The organism is Acinetobacter sp. KS-LM10, from assembly GCF_036896575.1.
Lineage (GTDB): Bacteria > Pseudomonadota > Gammaproteobacteria > Pseudomonadales > Moraxellaceae > Acinetobacter > Acinetobacter avistercoris.
On sequence record NZ_CP145906.1, the window covers coordinates 2,830,676 to 2,852,823 of the forward strand.

Annotated in this window: 14 protein-coding genes and 1 riboswitch; of the genes, 6 read left to right on the plus strand and 8 right to left on the minus strand. The window is 37.9% G+C overall.

What is annotated here, in order from left to right; genetic code table 11:
- Positions 1-168: 168 nt before the first annotated feature.
- The 7 genes from V5M36_RS12780 to V5M36_RS12810 form a co-directional block, all read right to left on the minus strand.
- Complete coding sequence (locus V5M36_RS12780) at positions 169-726, minus strand: GNAT family N-acetyltransferase (protein WP_338559638.1); 558 nt, start codon at positions 724-726, stop codon at positions 169-171.
- A gap of 34 nt (positions 727-760) precedes the next feature.
- Entirely contained in the window at positions 761-1,270 is a 510-nt protein-coding gene (locus tag V5M36_RS12785) for a DUF1543 domain-containing protein (RefSeq protein WP_338559640.1), read from the minus strand.
- Positions 1,271-1,806: 536 nt separating this feature from the next.
- Entirely contained in the window at positions 1,807-5,646 is a 3,840-nt protein-coding gene (locus tag V5M36_RS12790) for a BapA/Bap/LapF family prefix-like domain-containing protein (RefSeq protein ID WP_338559642.1), read from the minus strand.
- Between the two features lie 45 nt (positions 5,647-5,691).
- Positions 5,692-6,528 (minus strand): OmpA family protein, encoded by an 837-nt coding sequence (locus tag V5M36_RS12795; RefSeq protein WP_338559645.1) that lies wholly within the window; start codon positions 6,526-6,528, stop codon positions 5,692-5,694.
- Between the two features lie 148 nt (positions 6,529-6,676).
- Positions 6,677-7,609: an IS5 family transposase gene (locus tag V5M36_RS12800; protein ID WP_338559561.1), complete on the minus strand. Its 933-nt coding sequence runs from the start codon at positions 7,607-7,609 to the stop codon at positions 6,677-6,679.
- 969 nt (positions 7,610-8,578) lie between these two features.
- Positions 8,579-9,799 carry a tryptophan synthase subunit beta gene (trpB, locus tag V5M36_RS12805; protein WP_338559647.1) on the minus strand — a complete coding sequence of 407 codons (1,221 nt, stop codon included), beginning with the start codon at positions 9,797-9,799 and terminating at the stop codon, positions 8,579-8,581.
- Positions 9,783-10,424, minus strand: coding sequence for a phosphoribosylanthranilate isomerase (locus tag V5M36_RS12810; protein ID WP_338559649.1), 642 nt, complete (start codon positions 10,422-10,424; stop codon positions 9,783-9,785). The genes trpB and V5M36_RS12810 overlap by 17 nt, the downstream gene beginning before the upstream one ends.
- Before the next feature lie 154 nt (positions 10,425-10,578).
- Positions 10,579-10,801, plus strand: a riboswitch (cobalamin riboswitch).
- A gap of 39 nt (positions 10,802-10,840) precedes the next feature.
- On the opposite strand from V5M36_RS12810, the gene V5M36_RS12815 reads away from it, so the two are divergent.
- The 6 genes from V5M36_RS12815 to V5M36_RS12840 all read left to right on the plus strand — a co-directional run bounded on the left by V5M36_RS12815 (position 10,841) and on the right by V5M36_RS12840 (position 17,768).
- Positions 10,841-12,724, plus strand: a complete 1,884-nt coding sequence (locus tag V5M36_RS12815; protein WP_338559651.1) for a TonB-dependent receptor plug domain-containing protein — start codon at positions 10,841-10,843, stop codon at positions 12,722-12,724.
- Positions 12,725-12,833: 109 nt separating this feature from the next.
- Positions 12,834-13,418 (plus strand): cob(I)yrinic acid a,c-diamide adenosyltransferase, encoded by a 585-nt coding sequence (locus V5M36_RS12820; protein ID WP_338559653.1) that lies wholly within the window; start codon positions 12,834-12,836, stop codon positions 13,416-13,418.
- Between the two features lie 160 nt (positions 13,419-13,578).
- The gene (locus V5M36_RS12825) at positions 13,579-14,295 is read left to right on the plus strand and encodes a glycerophosphodiester phosphodiesterase (protein ID WP_338559655.1); all 717 of its coding nucleotides are present in this window, start codon (positions 13,579-13,581) and stop codon (positions 14,293-14,295) included.
- Between the two features lie 345 nt (positions 14,296-14,640).
- The gene (locus tag V5M36_RS12830; protein ID WP_338559658.1) at positions 14,641-15,801 is read left to right on the plus strand and encodes an acyl-CoA desaturase; all 1,161 of its coding nucleotides are present in this window, start codon (positions 14,641-14,643) and stop codon (positions 15,799-15,801) included.
- A gap of 95 nt (positions 15,802-15,896) precedes the next feature.
- On the plus strand, positions 15,897-16,226 hold the full coding sequence (locus V5M36_RS12835) for a DHCW motif cupin fold protein (protein ID WP_338559660.1): 330 nt from the start codon (positions 15,897-15,899) through the stop codon (positions 16,224-16,226).
- 99 nt (positions 16,227-16,325) lie between these two features.
- On the plus strand, positions 16,326-17,768 hold the full coding sequence (locus V5M36_RS12840; RefSeq protein ID WP_338559663.1) for a protein adenylyltransferase SelO: 1,443 nt from the start codon (positions 16,326-16,328) through the stop codon (positions 17,766-17,768).
- Positions 17,769-17,853: 85 nt separating this feature from the next.
- On the opposite strand, the gene V5M36_RS12845 is transcribed toward V5M36_RS12840, so the two are convergent.
- Complete coding sequence (locus V5M36_RS12845; RefSeq protein WP_338559665.1) at positions 17,854-21,555, minus strand: hypothetical protein; 3,702 nt, start codon at positions 21,553-21,555, stop codon at positions 17,854-17,856.
- Positions 21,556-22,148: the final 593 nt, after the last annotated feature.

Sequence of the window (22,148 nt, forward strand, 5' to 3'; positions counted from 1 at the left end):
ATTAATGAACTATCAAGAAAATGTGTTTTTTACATATTTAATAGCTGTTTTATTGATAAGGCTTTGTAAGCTTGAGCTTTATCGCAAATCACCTATCCATATCAAACTTAAACTTTTTTTTCAATTCCTTATCTTCTTTAATGCTAAGCCCTGTATAGAACTAAATAACTAATACCAATAACCTAAAAAATCTAAATCAGCGCCATCCACCCATACTTTCTGAGTAAGAGAATTATACATCAAACAATCATCGATCCATTCTTCCTTCAATCCATAATTTTGATGATTTTCCATAGCTAACCATTTTACTTTTTGTGTTGTACGCTTAAATCCGAACTTTAGATAAAATTCAAATTTTTCTGTCGATAACAACATAAAGTCGATATTCAAGAAAAGATCTGAAAATATTTTTTCGACGTGTTCTAAAAGCTCTCTTGCATATCCTTGCTTCTGATGCTGTGGCAATACGGCTAAATCAATGAACCCAAGTACACGGATTGGATCCTGATTTAAAGTCATCATCCGGTAATCCAATGCCAATTGGGCAATGATTTGACCATGAACTTTCAGTAATAATCGATAATGTGGCAATTGTTTAAAATAATGTCGTCCCTGAAAATCTTCTTCAGGAAAACATGCGGTGAGTAGCTTGGCAATTTGAGTCTTTGCGATATTATCTAAATAAAGTTCAGGAACACAGACAATTTCATATCCATGATTAGTCAAACCAACCCACTCTCAATTACTATTTTTTGATGATCTAAATCAGCAGATAGGTATTTTCCCATTGATTTTCTTGAAAATCCCCTTCGACCAATTGAACGTACCGACCATGAATGTGATCAATCGCAATACAGTCATCAACCTCTAGCACACGATCTGTATGCTGTTTTTGCCAGTGCGTTGCAAAATGCGCTTTGCCACGTTGTTTTGCGACCATTTCGTTTTGCGCAACCACCAAGACGTATCGATGTAACTCACCGAATTCACGAGCATCATAGCCGCCTAGATTAATCAGAAAGAGTCTTTGCTCTGATTGATTCGGCGCTGCATCGACAAAGGCTAGACGGTATTTCTGGCCTTCAAATGCAACACCATTAATTTTTGCCCAAGCATCGATATGTAAACCTTTTTGCTCACCAAACCATGCATTCTTTAGTTGCGGATAAGTTTCTTCTAAAGATTCACCAACCGTCACTACGACATCATGCACTTCTGTATTGGCACGCGCATGACGACCACCAAGCATGACGATAAATAAGCTAGGCATTGACTAAACTTCCTTTTGAATTTTAAAAACCTTCAATTTAAACATGCATAAACACTTTATGAACAACTATTCAAATCAAAATGAATTTAACAAACTGATGTGTCTATAAATAAAATTGACTTAAAAAAGCATGAGATGTCGTAATGATACAAAAATTTTGCTAATTTCGTATCAATAAACCAGAGTGGAGTATGTTTATATAAGAGCTTTATTTAGAAAATCGACAGATCATCGCATTTAACAGAATTGATCATTTTTATTTTCAAGTGAAATCATCCGTTATCCCTCATGTATTCATTCAATAAATAAGTGCTTTTTTTAATTTATAATTGGATAGCGCTGCCATTAATACGCGCGAATAAATTGGCCATTTTTTATTTCGCAAACTTTTACGGACAAGATAAAACCAAACAGATGTTCTATAAAGCGTTGAAAAAGAGAGCGATGAAAAAGCATTCAATAGACCTATTTCATTCAACAGGTTTAAATTAATAAAATCAGTTATAGGCTCGGAAACCTATAACTGAATATCACCATTAACCCATAATAATCTGATTATTATTTAGCAAACTGTCTAAGCTAAAAGCATTAGGCTGATTGGTGAGAATGATAAGGTTTTCAGATTGATACTGCCCTGCTGAACCACCACGATCAATTGAAATGATGGCTTGGTCATTTTCAGCATCATAATCCACTGCCATAAACTCAGCTAAGTTACTGGCATTTATCTCATTAGATACTTCATTAGACAATAGTGCCGAAACATCAATAATATGATTTGAATTTCCAACTTCAAATTGATCATTTGTTTGAAGATCATTACCACCAGTTGAATTATCACTGAGTAATTCAAAGATAATAGAAATGTCATTAGATCCATGATCAGAAGGCGTTTGAGCACTTAGGTTTGATTGGACAACGACCACATCAGGATCTGTCAGTCTAATTTCAAAATCTAAGGTTGAAGATGAACGATCTCCATTGGACTTTTCAGTGGACGTTACGCTTAAGCTGACATCCAGTAATGCCTTCTGTTTGTCTCCAAGCGTAAGTTTAAAGTCTTTGTATTCTGTTGTACCTGCATTTAAATCAACTGGAACATAAGTTGCTTTACCATTCGCACCAACGGTTACTGTTCTGTCTACATTATTCGCATCTTTAAATTTCAGTTCTGCACCAATTGGTAAACCGGATATTTCAAATGATAAGTATTCTGAATCATCTGTATCCGTTGCTTTTAAATGAATACGATTGAGATCAATCTCTTTTGAAGACTCACCTTGATATCCAAGATTCGCTGGATAAAATCCAGTGTCATTTTTACCATCTACGCCAGCATCATATTGACCTAAAATATAACTCGCATCTCTCAAGCTTTCTTCTATCGCACTAACACTCGGATAATATTTCATCTCTGAGCCATCGCTATTTTGAAGAGTGAAATTATAATTTCCCTCACCAGCGGCATTGTGTGCATAAAATTGGAATGTATAGAAACCTGACTGGCTCACATTGAATGCAGCATCTCCAGTGGTACTTGTGCCTCGCCAATTCACATGTAATGAAGAAACATTATCGCCGATCATAATCGCGGCACTGTCATCTCCCTGTCCTGTGTATTGATAGGTTTGACCTTCTTCTAAGAACACGTAACCAGAAATATAAACAGCTTCATAGGTCGGTAGATCAGTATTAGCTAAACTATTTGTTACTCCAGTACCTGAAGTACCCACAGCACTTCCATTGCTGTTCGTTACATTGGTATTGTTTCTTAAGTAATCAATTGCGTTGAGTAAAACATCTTTGCTTGCTCCATCACCGCCATTTTGTAATAAGTCTTGTCCATTGACATTCTGTACATTTGACCAGGTTTGGATATTTAGACTCAATGCAGCAGGATCTAACAAAAAGTTACCTGTTGTTGGTTCGTCTGAAACTGCAATAACTTCAATATTTAAGTTCGCAGTATCTTTCGCAATACCATCACTGACTGTGTAAGTAATGGCCGGAACGTTTCCACTGTAATCTTTTACTGGAGTAAAGATGTATGCACCATTTGCATTTACGTTCACTGTACCAACACCTGTGATAACAATATCCGTTCCTACACCATATTCTGTTCCATTTATTGTGATTCCAGTGACCGTTAAACCATCTTTTTTGTCATTTTCAAGAACGTTTCCAGAAGCGGATTCATCTTCATTGACAACCTTCATGTCATCAACAGTTAAATCTGGCGTAATTTCAACTGGAATATTTCCTTTCGCTGGAACACTTGGCTCAGATATATTCGCTGGTGCTTTTGGATCTTTGGCTGTACCTACAACTTCAACAGGCGTATTGCCCGCAGTGAGTTGAACTGGAACATTCGCTACAGACCAGTTATAACTACCATCTGCATTCGGGGTTGGATTAATTACAGCCTTAAATGGCGCTAAGCCTAATACCGTAACAGTCACTGTATCTGGAATACTTCCCGCTGGTGGAGTGATTTTACCTTTTAAAGTTGTTGTATAACCCTCTTGTGGATCAACAATGGGATTAACTGAATCTATCGTAACTGTTGGCGCGTCTGGCGTAATTTCAACTGGAATATTCCCTTTCGCTGGAACACTTGGCTCAGATATATTCGCTGGTGCTTTTGGATCTTTGGCTGTACCTACAACTTCAACAGGCGTATTGCCCGAAGTGAGTTGAACTGGAACATTCGCTACAGACCAGTTATAACTACCATCTGCATTCGGGGTTGGATTAATTACAGCCTTAAATGGCGCTAAGCCTGATACCGTAACAGTCACTGTATCTGGAATACTTCCCGCTGGTGGAGTGATTTTACCTTTTAAAGTTGTTGTATAACCCTCTTGTGGATCAACAATGGGATTAACTGAATCTATCGTAACTGTTGGCGCGTCTGGCGTAATTTCAACTGGAATATTCCCTTTCGCTGGAACACTTGGCTCAGATATATTCGCTGGCGTTTTTGGATCTTTGGCTGTACCTACAACCTCAACAGGCGTATTGCCCGCAGTGAGTTGAACTGGAACATTCGCTACAGACCAGTTATAGCTACCATCTGCATTTTGGATTGGATCAATTACTGCCTTAAATGGCGCTAAACCAGATACCGTAACAGTCACTGTATCTGGAACACTTCCCGCTGGTGGAGTGATTTTACCCGTTAACGTTGTTGTCGAGCCTTCTTGTGGATCAACAATGGGATTAACTGAATCTATCGTAACTGTTGGTGCTTCTGGCGTAATTTCAACTGGAATATTTCCTTTCGCTGGAACACTTGGCTCAGATATATTCGCTGGCGTTTTTGGATCTTTGGCTGTACCTACAACCTCAACAGGCGTATTGCCCGCAGTGAGTTGAACTGGAACATTCGCTACAGACCAGTTATAGCTACCATCTGCATTTTGGATTGGATCAATTACTGCCTTAAATGGCGCTAAACCAGATACCGTAACAGTCACTGTATCTGGAACACTTCCCGCTGGTGGAGTGATTTTACCCGTTAACGTTGTTGTCGAGCCTTCTTGTGGATCAACAATGGGATTAACTGAATCTATCGTAACTGTTGGTGCTTCTGGCGTAATTTCAACTGGAATATTTCCTTTCGCTGGAACACTTGGCTCAGATATATTCGCTGGTGCTTTTGGATCTTTAGCTGTACCTACAACCTCAACAGGCGTATTGCCCGCAGTGAGTTGAACTGGAACATTCGCTACAGACCAGTTATAGCTGCCATCTGCATTTGGGATTGGATCAATTACAGCCTGAAATGGCGCTAAACCGGATACCGTAACAGTCACTGTATCTGGAATACTTCCCGCTGGTGGAGTGATTTTACCCGTTAACGTTGTTGTAGAACCCTCTTGTGGATCAACAATGGGATTAACTGAATCTATCGTGACTATAGGTGATTCTGGTGGCACAGGTTTAATATCATCTTTTTTATCCTTGTCATCAATAATCGCGGCAATAACACCACCACCGATAACACCACCAATAATCCAAGGTAATATACCTATAGAACCATCTGTGGCAATTGGAAGTAGTTCTTCTAATCCTGAAATTTCTTTAAAAGTAGCAACACCATCTTTTAATTCAAACCATAAGAAACCACAATCATCATCTTCGAATGCCAAATCTGATTGAATACCATCTTTATTTTTCACAAAGAAGTTTTCAATGATAATAACTTCACCATTTTTTAACTTTAGTACAAGGTTATTACCATTTTGAATGAATTCTGCAACATCACCACGCTGTAATTTAGCATGGATAATTGATGCCTCATTTAAAACAATATTTTCATTACTTAATAATTTTTTATTTAAAGAATCTTTTTCAATTACAATAAAATTAGCCATTTTAATCTCGATTTATTTTATTTATGAATATCGTTAATCTATGTATTATTTAGACTTCCCAATCACTTCTACGACAACGCGACGATCAGGTTGTAAACAGCTTTGTAGTTTGTGACGCGATGCAATTTCATTGCATCCACTGGTAATAGGTTGCTGCTTACCTTTGCTTTCAACAGAAATATAGCGAGAAGACACACCATTTTGGATCAGTAGATCACGAATAGTATTTGCGCGCTCTTGGCCCAACTTTAAATTATAAGCATCTGATCCTAAACGATCTGTATGACCGATAAGGTTGACTTGACTTACTGAAATAAAACCATCGCGTACTTTGGCTGCAAGTTCTAAAATTTCTTGACGACCTTTAGGTAACAATTCACTCAGCGTTGAACCATTAAACTTAAATAACGTATCTGTATATAAGTTAATTTTGGTCGTTTCTCCTGCAGAAGCAGAACCCACAGGGCAACTCAAGGCCTTTCCACCATGAATAATATAAGGTTGACCTTTAGAGTCGACTGAGAGCATAAAATCGCGACTTGTTGATGAATTGATTGCAATATCAAAATCACATATTGCACATTCAGTTGTACAGTTTTGTACTTTAAAATTATATGTTTCAGCTCTTAAGTTAAATTTTGCAGCATTGTTGATAAAAAAACTTCCAGATTTAAAATTATCAATATAAAAGTTAATCGGGCAGTTTTGTTTATCTACGCTATCTCCAGCGCATAATACTGAATCTCTTTTCACATTAATTGTTTGTGTAGAACCAGAGCCTTTTTTTTGAAATAATAGATTTTCTGGATTTGAATATGGTTTTGACACACATGCGGTCAATCCAAATAGCGTTAACATAACGATCAATGGTGATTTATACATATAATATTTCTCTTTTTAGTAAATTCTTTTGATTCTTTAAAAAAATTTATATTTTTATAATATTGGGCTGGTATGAATAAATTTTTAACTTCCTTAGGCTTTGTTGCATAAAGATTTTAAAGACTGATCTTTCCTAAGCTGCACAAATTTAAGTGACAACTTGGGTGTGAGGGCGACCTAATTCTGTAAATTTATTTAACACGGCTATACGTGCATGGATTTCATTGACTTGGCTTTGAAAGTTTCTCGAACTGAGTTTATCGCCCAATAATTTGATGCAATGCATCTTAGTTTCGACCAAACTACGTCGATGATAACCAGACCACTTTTTCCACAGCGCTCTTCCTAGATGTTTGACTGTTTTCAATAATTCATTTCTCTCTAAAGATCCCAATTGCTTATCTTTCCATGGCCTTGCATTTTTTCTTGGAGGAATTACGGCATGTGCATGACGATCTGAAATCACTTGTCTACACAATTTCGTGTCATATGCTCCATCGGTATAGACAGAATCAATGCGTTCATCAAATGGGATTTGATTCAGCAGATCACCCAAAACTTGTGAGTCACTGACATTATTTGTTGTGAGCTGTACAGCTCGTATTTGTAAGGTTTTAGCATCTATCCCAATGTGCAGTTTACGCCATTGCCGACGATATTCAGGCTGATGTTTCTTGCGTTTCCATTCACCTTCGCCTAAAAACTTAAAGCCAGTTGAGTCTACCAATAGATGCAGTCCTTCATGACTTTTTTGATAGCTGATCGCAATATCAATCTGCTTTTGTCGTCTGCAAAGTGTGGAATAATCCGGTGCTGTCCAACTTAACCCACTAAGTTGAATAAGGCTTTGCACAAAGCCTGTGACCATACGCAAAGAAAGGCGAAAGATAGATTTGATCATCAAACAGCACTGAATCGCTGTATCAGAATAGGTTTGATTTCTTCCATGCTTAGCTTGTGGCTGAGCATACCATTGAGTCTGAGGATTGAACCAAATTGAAATATTTCCTCGCTTGATTAGAGCTTGGTTATAAGAGGGCCAATTCGTTGTGCGATAGATTTTGGATGCAGGCTTCTTCATTTGGAAATTATATTGCTAAAGAAGCCTTCAGGAATAGCTTTCTGCAACAAAGCCACTTCCTTATATAAAAATATTAAGAAATTAAAAACATCTAGGATTTAAAAATCAATATTCCCAAGTATTTAATATGATTTATTTTTATCTAGGTTTAGAAATTATTTAATTGATGTTTTTTCTGATGATAACGATATTAAAAAATTTAACCTAATGACAGAGATGCATACTGTAAAAATAAATTTGATTATTGCTCATGATGTCAACAACCACTCAAAATACGAATAGGGAAAATTCTACACCTCCAAAAATTGAGACATAAAAAAACAATATAACAATAAGTGTGACTCTTGTCACACTTATTTGATAAAAATGTTACATTATCACATGGAAGTTTTAACTTTTTTTATGTACCAGTGTTTGAAAGTGATCAAGTAATTATTGAAAGAATACAGAAACTCACGATATCTATTTGAAACTACAAGCATCTTCAGTGATGTTATAAAAATATGGTTAAATGGGTGATCTCAAAATAAAGGTGGAACAATAAAATATTATAAAAATAAAAATAGGGATGAAATAAAAAATGATTTTAAATGTCGATTAATTAAATAAATATCAATAATCTAAGAACTCTTCATTTGCTTTTTTTATAGTCTGAGATGGAATATAATGCTTAAGAGCTGACTATTGTAGCTTTACGCCTCTTAATAGAAAGACTCAGTATCTATATTTCATTTCTAACTATTTTTCATCACTAAATATTTTTCATCACTAAATAAGTAGACCATCGCCATTGATCAAAAAAATATGTGATTAATTATTGATGCCTAATGATTATTAAAGTTTAGATTTTCATTATCTACTTTTCCTTCTCTATATCTATAAAAAAATCGTGCTTGGCTTATCCCAAACACGATTTTAATATTGCCACTCTTTAAGCCTCTCTCAAAAGGAAAGACTTATAAAAAGCAATTACATCTCAACCATTTCAACGCCATCAATGCGTGCAACGGTCATCAAATCTTTATCACCACGACCTGAAACAGTCGCAATGATAATTTGATCTTTAGACATGGTCGGTGCCAGTTTAGTCACATAAGCCATCGCATGCGCACTTTCGAGCGCAGGGATAATTCCCTCGATTTGAGTCAAATCACGGAAACCTTGTAATGCTTCTTGATCATCAATTGGCATATATTGAACACGTTTCATATCTTTTAAGAAACTGTGTTCAGGGCCTACACCAGGGTAATCCAAACCTGCTGAAATTGAATGTGTTTCAATAATCTGACCTTGCTCATCTGACATCAAGTAAGTTCGATTCCCATGAAGCACACCCACATGGCCTGCATTTAATGGTGCAGAATGTTTACCTGACGCGATCCCTAGACCCGCCGCTTCAACACCGTACATTTTTACATCTTGGTCATTCAGGAATGGATAGAACAAGCCCATCGCATTAGAACCACCACCAACGCAAGCAACCAATGCATCAGGTAGACGACCTGCTTGTTCTTGAATTTGTTTGCGTGCTTCACGGCCAATAATCGATTGGAAATCACGAACCAATTGTGGATATGGATGCGGTCCAGCAACCGTACCAATCACATAATAGGTTGAATCAACATTGGTCACCCAATCACGCATCGCTTCATTCATAGCATCTTTAAGCGTTTTTGAACCACTTTCTACAGGAACTACGGTAGCGCCCAATAAACGCATGCGATAAACATTCATGGCTTGACGTTTTACATCGTCAGCACCCATAAACACCACGCATTCTAGCCCTAAGCGTGCCGCAATTGTTGCCGTTGCAACACCGTGCTGACCTGCGCCTGTTTCAGCAATAATACGTTTTTTACCAGACAATTTTGCCAGTAGTGCCTGACCAATCGTGTTGTTTACTTTGTGAGAGCCCGTATGATTTAAGTCTTCACGTTTCAAGTAAATTTGTGCACCACCTAACTCTTTTGACCATCGTTCAGCATGATAAAGCGGACTAGGACGGCCGACATAGTAGGCTAAATCTCGGTCGAATTCTGCTAAAAACTGAGCATCATCTTTCATGCGGAAATAGAGTTTTTCTAAATCCTGTAATGCGGACATAAGCGTTTCTGACACAAAACGACCGCCATGAATACCAAAGTGCCCTTTTTGATCTGGGAATTGGGTATAGTCAGTTTGCTGATCCACGATGGACTCCTTGCATAAATTGTTCAATGAGTTGTTGGTCTTTTATACCTTTTGCGGACTCTACGCCTCCGCTGACATCGACCGCATATGCGCCTGTCGTCTTTATAGCGGCTTCAACATTTTCAGGCTTTAAACCACCTGCTAAAATTAAAGGAATATCGAGTTTTGGAAATTGTGACCAGTCAAATGAATGACCTGTGCCACCTTTGAGCTCAGGGTGCCATGCATCTAAAAGCATAGCACTAGCGCCGGCTTGTTGGTATTGCTGAATTACCTCAACAAGATCTAAATCAGGTTTCACTTGAATCGCTTTATACCATCGGCGCTGCACCTGTCGAGCAATATCTTGACATTGTTCAGCGGTTTCATCGCCATGAAATTGAATTAAATCGAGCGGAACGCTCTTTAAGACCTGCTGAATCTGCTCAAGTGATGCATTTACAAATAATCCAACGGTTTGTACATAAGCTGGAATATGCTGAATAAGCACTTCTGCCCGTTCAATAGAAACATGCCGTGGACTGGGTGGGTAAAACACAAACCCAATCGCATCTGCCCCACTTTGGACAACAGCTTGAACATCTTCTACACGGGTAATTCCACAAATTTTGGCACGCGTTCGCATATACAGTGACTCAACTATGACGCAATTAAAGCCTGATTTAGGAGTTAACAATAAATATAGGCAAAACATTGTAATGCAATTTTTTTGGCTTGAGTAAAGTTCATCCTGAAATTTTATAAAGATGCGTTGTTTAAATTAAAACCAAACATTATACTGCGCCCAACTTGCAATGAGTTCAAGCTAAGGCTTTAGGGAAGTTGGTGCGAATCCAACACTGCCCTCGCAACGGTAAAATGAAACGTATATCGCTCTAAATTTTTTGAATTTACGCCACTGCACAACGGTGTGGGAAGGCGGATATACCAATGTTGATGCAATATTAAGCACGTCAACATTTATATTTAAGTCCGGATACCTGCTTATTGCGTTCTTTAACTCAATCATTCACGAGGGGTGAATGTATGGAGCGTAAAATCATGTCTTCTCCTTTTAAACCGACTACCCTTGTCGGTGCTATCGCTATTGTCTCGGGTTTTTCTACTCACATTTATGCCAATGTTAGCCCCGATAAAACTGTCGTAAATTCATCTTTAGAAACTTTGGTAGTGACAGCATCTCGCTCTGAAGAAAAAATTAAGAATGTGCCTGCACGTATTTCAATTATTGATCCTCAAATTTTAGAACAATCTCCAATTGCTGAACTCCCTCATCTTCTTATGAGTGAAGCAGCGATTAATATGGTACAAGCTGGTGGTTTCGGACAGCAAGCCTCGATCTTCACTCGGGGTACAAATTCAACGCATACACTTATTTTACGTGACGGTATTCGTTTGAATGGCGCTTCTTCAGGAATGGCTTCACTCGCATTTTTAGATACTACAGATATCAAACAAATTGAGATTCTTAAAGGACCTGCATCTGTTCTATATGGAACCGATGCGATTGGGGGCGTTATTCAACTGATTAGCAAGATTCCTGAAAAGAATAGTGCCTTTATAACAGGTGAAATTGCTGAGAATAGTACTTATAAAACTGTCGCTGGTGCTGATTTTGCTGAAAATGGTTTATATGCTCAGATACGTGGACAACGTTTAGAAACAGATGGTACGCCAGCCACAACAATCACAGGTTCTGACAAAGCAGCATATGATCAAAAAGGCTATAGCGCAAAACTCGGTGTTGAAAAAGAAAAGTTTGCAGCTTCTGTCGATTACAACACCAATAAAGGTTTCAGTAATTATGATAATTACGGCAATTTAACATCTCATGACTTTGAAAATGAAACAATTAATTTAAAAGGTCGTATCAACTTAACAGATACTTTTGAATTGAATGCACGATTATCCCAATTCAAAGATGATCTTCAACAAAATGAAAAACCTGATTTTGTAAAAAATCAGACTCAAGAAGCTGAACTTTATAGTAAGTGGCAATTCAACCCTTCTCAAAATATTTTGTTCGGCATTTCGCATAAAAATCAAGAAAGCGATATTTTTGCTGAAGGTGAAGGCTATGAGTGGGAAGGCGTTTACTATCCTGGACAAGATGTTTTTTACAACAAAGGTGTCAACACCACGGGTTACTTTCTACAACATCAATATCAAGCTGAAAAACTTAATACTCAAGTCGGTGTTCGTGTAGAAGATCATCAAAAATTTGGGACACACACCGTTGGCCAAGTTGCTGCCCGCTACCAAATTTTACCCTCAACGAGTATATATACCAATATTGGATCTGCATTCAGAGCACCAACCAATAATGATTTATATGCTGTAGGCTGGGGTGCGAATCCTGACCTAAAACCAGAAGAAAGTTTCTCTTATGAAATCGGCTTAGATCAACGAATCACCGATAAACTTACTGCTGGATTATCCGTTTATCGTAATGAAGTCGATAATTTAATCACCTACACCAGTGCTTTAAATAATGTTGATAAAGCAACATTTACAGGCGGTGAACTTAATCTAAATTGGAAACATGACGAACTCTTCTTAAATCTTGCTTATGCTTATGTACAAGCCAAGAATGATGTGAGCAAGTTAGATTTAGTACGTCGACCACGTCAAAGCGCCACCCTAAGCACAGGTTGGCAAAATGATCAATTTGGCGTAAGTACGGCTATTTCTGCAAAATCACATTCAAAAGATTTTGCAGACTCTGCATTGATCGGCCCAGCAACGAACCCTGGCTATATGACCATTGATCTAAACGCTTACTGGAACGTAAATCCAAATGTAAAACTTTTCACTAACATTCAAAATGTAGGTGATGTGCATTACAAAACGTCTTATAACGGAAATAATGTTTATTACGTCAACGGTGGTCGCTTAGCTTCCGCTGGGGTTACTTTTAAGTATTAAAAAAATGAGTTGGCTTTAAGCTCACTTAAATAGCGAAAATTTAAGGATAAGGTCACAGCTATGGCATTATCCTTAATCAATAGAACTATCCAAAATTCAAGGAACTCATATGGGTCACCGTTTAAGTAAAATTTATACGCGTACTGGCGATTCGGGCACTACAGGACTGGGTGATGGTTCTCGAGTTGCAAAAGATGATTTACGTATTCACGCACTAGGCGACGTAGACGAATTAAACTCGTGCATCGGTATATTACGTTCGCAAATCACAGTGAGTGCTATAGAAAATAAAGCGCAATGGGACAAGTCACTCAGTTTGATTCAACACTGGTTATTTGATCTTGGTGGTGAGGTCTGTATTCCAAACTACAATATGGTGCTGCCTATTTCAGTTGAATTTCTAGAAAAAGAAATTGATCGTATGAACGAAGCATTACCGATGCTCAAAGACTTTATTCTGCCTGCCGGAACCTTGGCGTGTAGCTATGCACATCAAGCACGTTCGGTTTGTCGCCGTGCAGAACGTAGTTTGATGACGGTGCATGCACGTGATCAAAATATTCAACCCGTATCACTACAATTACTAAACCGTCTTTCAGATTGGTTATTCGTTGCATCACGTGCGTTGCAACGTGCTGAAGGTGGTTCTGAAGTGCTTTGGCAGAAAAACATTAATGACACCATCGAAAACTAAAATCATGCTCTGATTTTATATCTGAAAATTCTCGTCGGTTGGGACTTGTTTTTCTTTTGCAACCGACGAAAATTAATGATGTCATTTCAATGAAATAATCTATGTCGACAATAGTATTCTCTGTACGCAATACACTAGCTTTTCAACTGATGAATTCAACATGCGAATAATTGGGCATCGAGGTGCGCGTGGCGAAGCACCAGAAAATACGCTGGGTGGTTTTCAATACATTCAGGAATTAGGTATTCGTGCGGTTGAATTTGACGTTCGGCAATTGAAAGATCATGCTCTGATCATTATGCATGATGACCAATTCATTCGAACCTCAGGTCAGGAAAAATCTGTATACGAATGTGCTAGCGAAGATTTAGAGCATTATAATCATGCAGCGACATGGTCAGATTGGAACAACATCGAAAAGACACCGCTACTGAATCAAGCTTTAAAAATTATTGAAAATTTTGAGCATATCGAAGTTGAAGTGAAAGCGGTCGAAACTCAGCAACAGGCAGACCTACTCATTCAGTCCTTACAACAACAATTACAAGGTTTTGAACAGACTGCGGTCATTACCAGCTTTGATGCTAAAATCCTCCATGCTCTTCAACAGCAAAACTCAATATTTAAACGCGGTTTGCTCATTGAACATGATGTGAAATTTAAAGCGATCGATCAGGCATTGGCTTTGGGATGCTGTCAAATTGGGTGGATGAATCCATTGGCCACAGATGAAATCATTAAAGCCACTCAAAATATGCAATTAGAAATCAGTGTCTGGACGGTGAATAATATTGAACGCGCGAAACAACTTAAAGGCTTGGGTGTAAATGGTTTAATTACCGATATACCTAAAAGCATGATGCAGGCTTTAAGATAGAGATAGAGATAGAGATAGAGATAGAGATAGAGATAGAGATAATAATAAAAAATCATTGGCTGGAATGATGACCACACAGACCAATTCAGCAATTTTGCTTAAAAGTGTCTATTTTTAAAGACAATTATTACTCAAGAAATAGAAGAATAAATATCTTTTTAAATATTGATAAATACAGCTAATATTGTCACATTATTTTGTTACTGTTTTCACAATACAACTGTACAATAATAGTAGTGAACAAATGTTCTCTCATGCTAATATGGTTAAGTCTTAGCCACAAAAATGTGGTGCCGATTTCGTTTATACCGACCTTATTAAAAGGTTCTAGGAGTGCTGTTGGAGATGAATGCTCCCCTACACAAAGCCCCAATAAATTGGATAGCAGTTTTCGCTTTGGTGTTTTTACCTATTGTTGCCATTATTGCAATTCCTTTATACGCCTATCACCACGATTTTACTTTAGGTGCATGGATTAGTATGTTTGTTTTACTTGGATTTAGTAGTTTAAGTATTACAGCGGGTTATCACCGTTTATGGGCACATCGTGCTTATGAAGCGTCTACACCTTTAAAAATATTACTCATGCTTGGTGGTACGTTCACCATGCAAAATAGTATTTTGTATTGGGCTTCAGGGCATCGTACACATCACCGTCATGTAGATGATGTTGAAAAAGATCCCTATTCAATTAATAACGGCTTTTGGTATGCGCATATCGGTTGGATGCTTCGTAACTATCCAGCAGCTGAAGCAAATTATAAAAATGCACCTGACTTGTTAAATGACAAAATCGTCATGTTCCAAGATAAATATTATGTACCTTTAGTCATCGCTGTTCATGTCGTTATTTTAACTACTGTCGGCTGGGCTGTCGGTGATATGTGGGGTGTTATTTTACTGGGTGGATTATTACGTTTGATCCTCAGTCACCATGTAACTTTCTTCATCAATTCACTGTGTCATATGTGGGGCAAACGTCCATATACAGATGAAAATACTGCACGTGATAACTTTGTCTTAGCGATTGCAACATGGGGTGAGGGTTATCATAACTATCATCATATCTTCCAATATGACTACCGTAATGGTGTGAAATGGTGGCAATATGACCCAACAAAATGGTTGATTTGGACGTGTTCTAAACTAGGCCTAGCCAAAAATCTTCGTCGTATTCCAAGTTTCAATATCAAGAAAGCTGAACTGGCTATGCGTTTTAAATACGCTGAGCAAGATTTAGCTGTGTATGGTCATAACGTTAATGATGATATTGCGACGGTCAAAGATCGTATTGCTCAAGAATACGAAGCCTTTACCCAAACTTTAAATGATTGGGCAAAGTTGAAAGAGCAAGAAATTCAAACCAAGAAAGCTTCTGTGGCTGAAAAAATCCATCAAATGGACGGTAAGTTAAAAGTTGATTTTCAATTGGTTGAACAACGTTTAGCACATCATCGCAATACCTTACAGATCCTTGTGCGGAATCTAAAAAAAAGCACGGTGTAACCACACTAGCTTAAAGCAATACCTTCTCTGAAAAGCTCCAATAGGAGCTTTTCTTATTTTTATGATCGATACAATACTCATGCAAGGGATCAGTCATGAATATAGATAATATTCCATTCGGAACCACGGTTTGGACGAATGTTAAAAAGATTAAACATCTAGGAGAAAGTGGCTTTGCACTTTGGCAAACTCAGCAATTTCATAATATTCGAGTGAGAATTGTTGAGTATTCTCCACATTATCTCGCTGACCACTGGTGCAATAAAGGACATATTTTGTTTTGTATCGAAGGTGAGTTATATACTGAGTTAAACGATGGTCGTTCATTTACCTTAACCGCAGGAATGAGTTACCAAGTTGCAGATAATGCTGAAGCACACCGCTCTTCTACGGTGACAGGCGCAAAGCTTTTTATTGTGGACTAGCAACATGAACTGATCACTTCTGCATAGCATGAAAGCCCTACAGTTATTCCATAGAATCTTTGCTATAGTATTTTTAATTCAAAATTTACTGTTTATGTTATGCATTTTAATCCGCGCTATCCTTCTCTTGATGCCAAGCTTTATCACCATCAACAACCTAAGCCGCTCTCTGGTGCTAAGCCTGGTCATTTTAATCAAGCGCTGGCTGAAAAATTACAATGGTCTGCACAGGATCAAGAAAATTGGGTCGAAATTTGTAGTGGCCAACAAACATTTTCAGAATTTGAACCTCTTGCAATGGTTTATGCTGGACATCAGTTTGGACAATGGGCAGGCCAATTAGGTGATGGTCGTGGATTACTCATCGCGCAAATTTTGGATCAAGATAATCAAACCATCGACTTACATTTAAAAGGTGCAGGCCCTACCCCCTACTCTCGTATGGGTGACGGCCGTGCAGTGCTTCGCTCCGTCATCCGTGAATACTTGGCAGGACATGCGCTAAATGCATTAGGTGTGCCATCAAGTAATGCCGTAGGTTTCACTTCTTCCACCCAAGGTGTACAACGTGAAAAGCTAGAGCTTGGCGCCATGATGTTAAGAACATCAGACAGTCATATTCGACTCGGACATTTTGAATGGATTAATCAATACCAACCCACATTACTCAAAGAATTTACTGAGAAATGTATCGCATGGCATTACCCTGAATGTTTGGAAGCAGAACAACCTATTTTGGCCTTTGCGATCAAGGTGATTCAACGTACAGCGGTCATGATTGCAAAATGGCAACTGGTTGGTTTTGCTCATGGTGTGATGAATACGGATAATTTAAATATTACCGGCTCTACGCTGGACTTCGGCCCCTACGGTTTTATGGAGCGCTTCCGACCGAACTGGATTAATAATCATTCTGATTACAATGCGCGCTATACCTACCAACAACAACCGAGTATTGCACATTGGAACTTATGGACTTGGTTAAACAACCTCATTCCTCTAGCTAAACCCGAACACAAAGAGCAATTTAAAGAAGACCTCGCCAAATGTTTAGAACATTTTGAACCGACTTTTTTAGAACATTATCGCTTCGGACTGAGTCTAAAAATGGGCTTACCTAAGGATCATAAAGACAGTTTCGATTGTGCGATGGCATTCCTTCGTATTTTACAAACAGAACAACTCGACTACACCCAAAGCTTTATTCGCCTACAAAATAAGGAATACGAAGTCATCAAAGATGATTGTCTTGATCGACGTCAATTTGAAGCTTTCTTGAGCCAATATGAAGGTATTCGTGATGGACAAGAAACTCAGACTTTAGATAAGGAAATGTGCTCAGCTAATCCGCACTATATTTTACGAAACCACATGCTACAAACGGCCATTGAAAAAGCGGAACGAGATGATTTTTCTGAGATTGATCGTTTATTCACACTATTGAGTCAACCCTATACCCAACAAGCTCAATTAGAAAAGCCTGAAGATTTAGCACCATTAGCAAGTGATGAACCTAAAATTATGGTGAGCTGTTCATCTTAATTTTTTTCTGCTTTAAATAAAAAAGATCACCTTAAGCTAAGGTGATCTTTTTTTTAACACTTAATTTTAAATATTTAATTTAAAATTAAATTAAGCTTGAGTTGTTATCCAATAATTGATCAGTTAGCAACGGTTTAGATATCACTAGAACTGAATCACCTACAAACTGACTTGGAGAATTTGACTTCTCAGTCGAAACGATAGCAGTACCGATTAGATTATTAAGCAAATTACTCACTTCGTCATTTGCAGTAACACCAGCGTTGCTCTGTAGCGTTTGCTCCAAGATATTTAGATCTAGTGGCTTCGCAGAGAAATCTGTCAATCCATTTAATTGCAACGAATCAGTAAGTGTATTCAACAGCGAATCTACTGGTGATGCACCAACCAAATTGGTCAATAGATTTCCGATCGCATCAACTGGAATATCATTTTCCAATACACTCGTAACTAGATTTGAAACACTTTCAGTCGGAATAATATTCAAACTTTCTGTTAATAAATTACCAATCGCATCAACCGGAATTTCAGCGTTTAATCCACTCTCAACTAGATTCGAAATACTCTCAGTCGGAACAAGATTAACAGCTTCATTTAATAATGGTGTTAAACCACCAACTAGATTGGTCACAATATCTAATGGCAACAGGCCGCTCGTTACACCGCCTAATAAATTAGATACGAGGTCAAGCGACAACAAACCATCTGTTAAGCCACCCACAAGATTGGTTGCTAAATCTAGTGGTAATAGACCGCCAGTAATGCCACCGAGCAAGTTAGATACGAAATCAAGTGACAACAAGCCGCCTGTCAAACCACCCACAAGATTCGTTACTAGATCCAATGGTAATAGACCACCAGTGAGGCCACTGAGCAAGTTAGATACGAAATCAAGTGACAACAAGCCACCAGTCAAACCACCCACAAGATTCGTTACTAGATCTAATGGTAATAGACCGCCAGTGAGGCCGCCAATTAGATTCGTTACTAAGTCTAGTGGTAATAAACCGCCAGTGATTCCACCAAGCAAGTCAGAAACAAGATCAAGTGACAATAAGCCGCCAGTCAAACCACCAACAAGATTCGTTACTAGATCAAGTGACAACAAGCCACCCGTCAAACCACCGATAAGATTCGTTACTAGATCCAATGGTAATAGACCGCCAGTGATTCCACCGAGCAAGTTAGATACGAAATCAAGTGACAATAAGCCGCCTGTTAAGCCACCAATGAGGTTCGTGACCAGATCAAGTGACAACAAGCCGCCTGTCAAACCACCGATGAGATTAGTGACTAAATCGAGTGGTAGTAGACCGCCAGTGATTCCACCGAGCAAGTTAGATACGAAATCAAGTGACAATAAGCCGCCTGTTAAGCCGCCAATAAGATTCGTAACCAGATCAAGTGACAACAAACCACCCGTCAAACCACCCACAAGATTCGTTACTAGATCCAATGGTAATAAACCGCCAGTGATTCCACCAAGCAAGTCAGAAACAAGATCAAGTGACAATAAGCCGCCAGTCAAACCACCAACAAGATTCGTTACTAGATCTAATGGTAATAGACCGCCAGTGATGCCACCGAGTAAGTTAGATACGAAATCAAGTGACAACAAGCCGCCTGTCAAACCACCGATAAGATTAGTGACTAAATCGAGTGGTAATAGACCGCCAGTGATACCACCGAGCAAGTTAGATACGAAATCAAGTGATAATAAGCCGCCTGTTAAGCCACCAATGAGGTTCGTGACCAGATCAAGTGACAACATGCCACCTGTCAATCCACCGATTAGATTCGTGACTAAATCGAGTGGTAATAGACCGCCTGTCAATCCACCGATGAGATTCGTGACTAGATCTAATGGTAATAGACCGCCAGTGATGCCACCCAGCAAGTTAGATACGAAATCAAGTGACAATAAACCGCCTGTTAAGCCGCCAATGAGATTCGTTACTAAATCGAGTGGTAATAGACCGCCAGTGATGCCACCCAGCAAGTTAGATACGAAATCAAGTGATAATAAGCCGCCTGTTAAGCCACCAATGAGATTCGTTACTAGATCAAGTGACAACAAGCCACCTGTCAAACCACCGATAAGATTAGTGACTAAATCGAGTGGTAATAGACCGCCAGTGATACCACCGAGCAAGTTAGATACGAAATCAAGTGACAATAAGCCGCCTGTTAAGCCACCAATGAGATTCGTTACTAGATCAAGTGACAACAAGCCACCTGTCAAACCACCGATAAGATTAGTGACTAAATCGAGTGGTAATAGACCGCCAGTGATACCACCGAGCAAGTTAGATACGAAATCAAGTGACAATAAGCCGCCTGTTAAGCCACCAATGAGATTCGTTACTAGATCAAGTGACAACAAGCCGCCTGTCAATCCACCGATGAGATTCGTGACTAAATCGAGTGGTAATAGACCGCCAGTGATACCACCAAGCAAGTCAGAAACAAGATCAAGTGACAACAAGCCACCCGTCAAACCACCTATGAGATTAGTGACTAAGTCTAATGGTAATAGACCGCCAGTGATGCCACCGAGCAAGTTAGATACGAAATCAAGTGACAACAAGCCGCCCGTTAAACCACCAATGAGATTCGTTACTAGATCAAGTGACAACAAGCCACCTGTCAAACCACCGATAAGATTAGTGACTAAATCGAGTGGTAATAGACCGCCAGTGATACCACCGAGCAAGTTAGATACGAAATCAAGTGACAACAAGCCGCCCGTTAAACCACCAATGAGATTCGTTACTAGATCAAGTGACAACAAGCCACCTGTCAAACCACCGATAAGATTAGTGACTAAATCGAGTGGTAATAGACCGCCAGTGATACCACCGAGCAAGTTAGATACGAAATCAAGTGACAATAAGCCACCTGTCAAACCACCGATGAGATTAGTGACTAGATCTAATGGTAATAAACCGCCAGTGATTCCACCAAGCAAGTTAGATACGAAATCAAGTGACAATAAGCCACCCGTCAAACCACCTATGAGATTAGTGACTAGATCAAGTAACAACAAGCCGCCAGTCAAACCACCAACGAGTTTCGTCACAAGCTCTAATGGCAATAAGCCACTTTTCAAACCATTTAATAAATTACTAACCAAAGGAATTGGTAAAGAGCCATTAACTAAGCCATTCAATAAATTAACAATGACACTATTACTGAGTAATGTATAAGATATTTTGTCGACAACATCTGTTGTGGTGTCTACAACTTTATCAACAGTGTTGGTCAAGGCGCCTACAGTTTTATTCACTCCTTGCAGTGAAATTTGAACGCCTAAACCTTTGACTAAGTTTTCGACTAAATTGGTTGTTGTACCAACAACAGCATCAACAGTATCTGTCAATGTATCCGTCAAGCCATCTACTGCATTGGTTACATTCGGTACAAGTGTGCCCAAACTATCCAATAAATTACCGACCAAATCCATCGGTAACTTTTTATTTACAAGACCATCAATTAATCCTGATGTTAACTCAGGACTTAAATTATTATTAACCGTACTACCTAAAATACTATTTACAATCTTATTTGATAAAGCACCCGTAGATAAATTCGACACCAAATTATCAACAACTTTGGAATCAATCTGTCCATTTTTTAAAGCTTTTAATGTATTTTTAACAATACTATTGTCAACACCATATTTTGAAAGTTGATTAGTTATCTTACTATATCTAATATTTTCAAATAAAGAGTTTGTTAAAACACCATTAAGACCAGCTAAAGAATATCCAATTATACTTAGTATCATGATTAATTCTGTTAAATTTTAAGAGTGAAAAATTATTATAATAAAAATGTTAATTACGCCTATTGCATTTTATTATTAAAAAAATAAGACAACAATCTCACAAAAACATCACATTTGCGGACCTTAAAATTTAAATTATTTTTCTATTTCATAAACTTATAAACAATAATTAAACGAGAAAAATTATCTTATTTTTTAATAAATATGTCATATAATAATATTTAAGCAATATGATTAGCAAAATGTTATATCCATAAAAAAATTATGGACTTATATTTTTTATTTTAAAGTAAAAATCCACCAATAAAATCTCATAAATTGTTTTGTAAAAATTTTAAGAATAAGATATATAACATCAGCTCGTCTAAAATCGAAAAATATTAGAGATTACGATATTAAAAATCATATATATTTATTAAATAAAACCACTGAGAAATATTACTTAAGGTGATAATAAGCTATACTTAATAATATTAAATCCAATTTAAATTTATATAAAAAATTAATTAAGTAAAATTATAAAATGATTATAAAAATTTTGGCTTGAATCTTAAATATTAAATATAAAAAAGCGAACTACCTGATATAAGAAA

Excerpts from the sequence above, each read along its gene's own strand:
- V5M36_RS12785 (WP_338559640.1), bottom strand. The coding sequence starts at position 1,270 with ATGCCTAGCTTATTTATCGTCATGCTTGGTGGTCGTCATGCGCGTGCC.
- V5M36_RS12790 (WP_338559642.1), bottom strand. The coding sequence starts at position 5,646 with ATGGCTAATTTTATTGTAATTGAAAAAGATTCTTTAAATAAAAAATTA.
- V5M36_RS12795 (WP_338559645.1), bottom strand. The coding sequence starts at position 6,528 with ATGTATAAATCACCATTGATCGTTATGTTAACGCTATTTGGATTGACC.
- V5M36_RS12800 (WP_338559561.1), bottom strand. The coding sequence starts at position 7,609 with ATGAAGAAGCCTGCATCCAAAATCTATCGCACAACGAATTGGCCCTCT.
- V5M36_RS12810 (WP_338559649.1), bottom strand. The coding sequence starts at position 10,424 with ATGCGAACGCGTGCCAAAATTTGTGGAATTACCCGTGTAGAAGATGTT.
- V5M36_RS12815 (WP_338559651.1), top strand. The coding sequence starts at position 10,841 with ATGTCTTCTCCTTTTAAACCGACTACCCTTGTCGGTGCTATCGCTATT.
- V5M36_RS12820 (WP_338559653.1), top strand. The coding sequence starts at position 12,834 with ATGGGTCACCGTTTAAGTAAAATTTATACGCGTACTGGCGATTCGGGC.
- V5M36_RS12825 (WP_338559655.1), top strand. The coding sequence starts at position 13,579 with ATGCGAATAATTGGGCATCGAGGTGCGCGTGGCGAAGCACCAGAAAAT.
- V5M36_RS12830 (WP_338559658.1), top strand. The coding sequence starts at position 14,641 with ATGAATGCTCCCCTACACAAAGCCCCAATAAATTGGATAGCAGTTTTC.
- V5M36_RS12835 (WP_338559660.1), top strand. The coding sequence starts at position 15,897 with ATGAATATAGATAATATTCCATTCGGAACCACGGTTTGGACGAATGTT.
- V5M36_RS12840 (WP_338559663.1), top strand. The coding sequence starts at position 16,326 with ATGCATTTTAATCCGCGCTATCCTTCTCTTGATGCCAAGCTTTATCAC.
- V5M36_RS12845 (WP_338559665.1), bottom strand. The coding sequence starts at position 21,555 with ATGATACTAAGTATAATTGGATATTCTTTAGCTGGTCTTAATGGTGTT.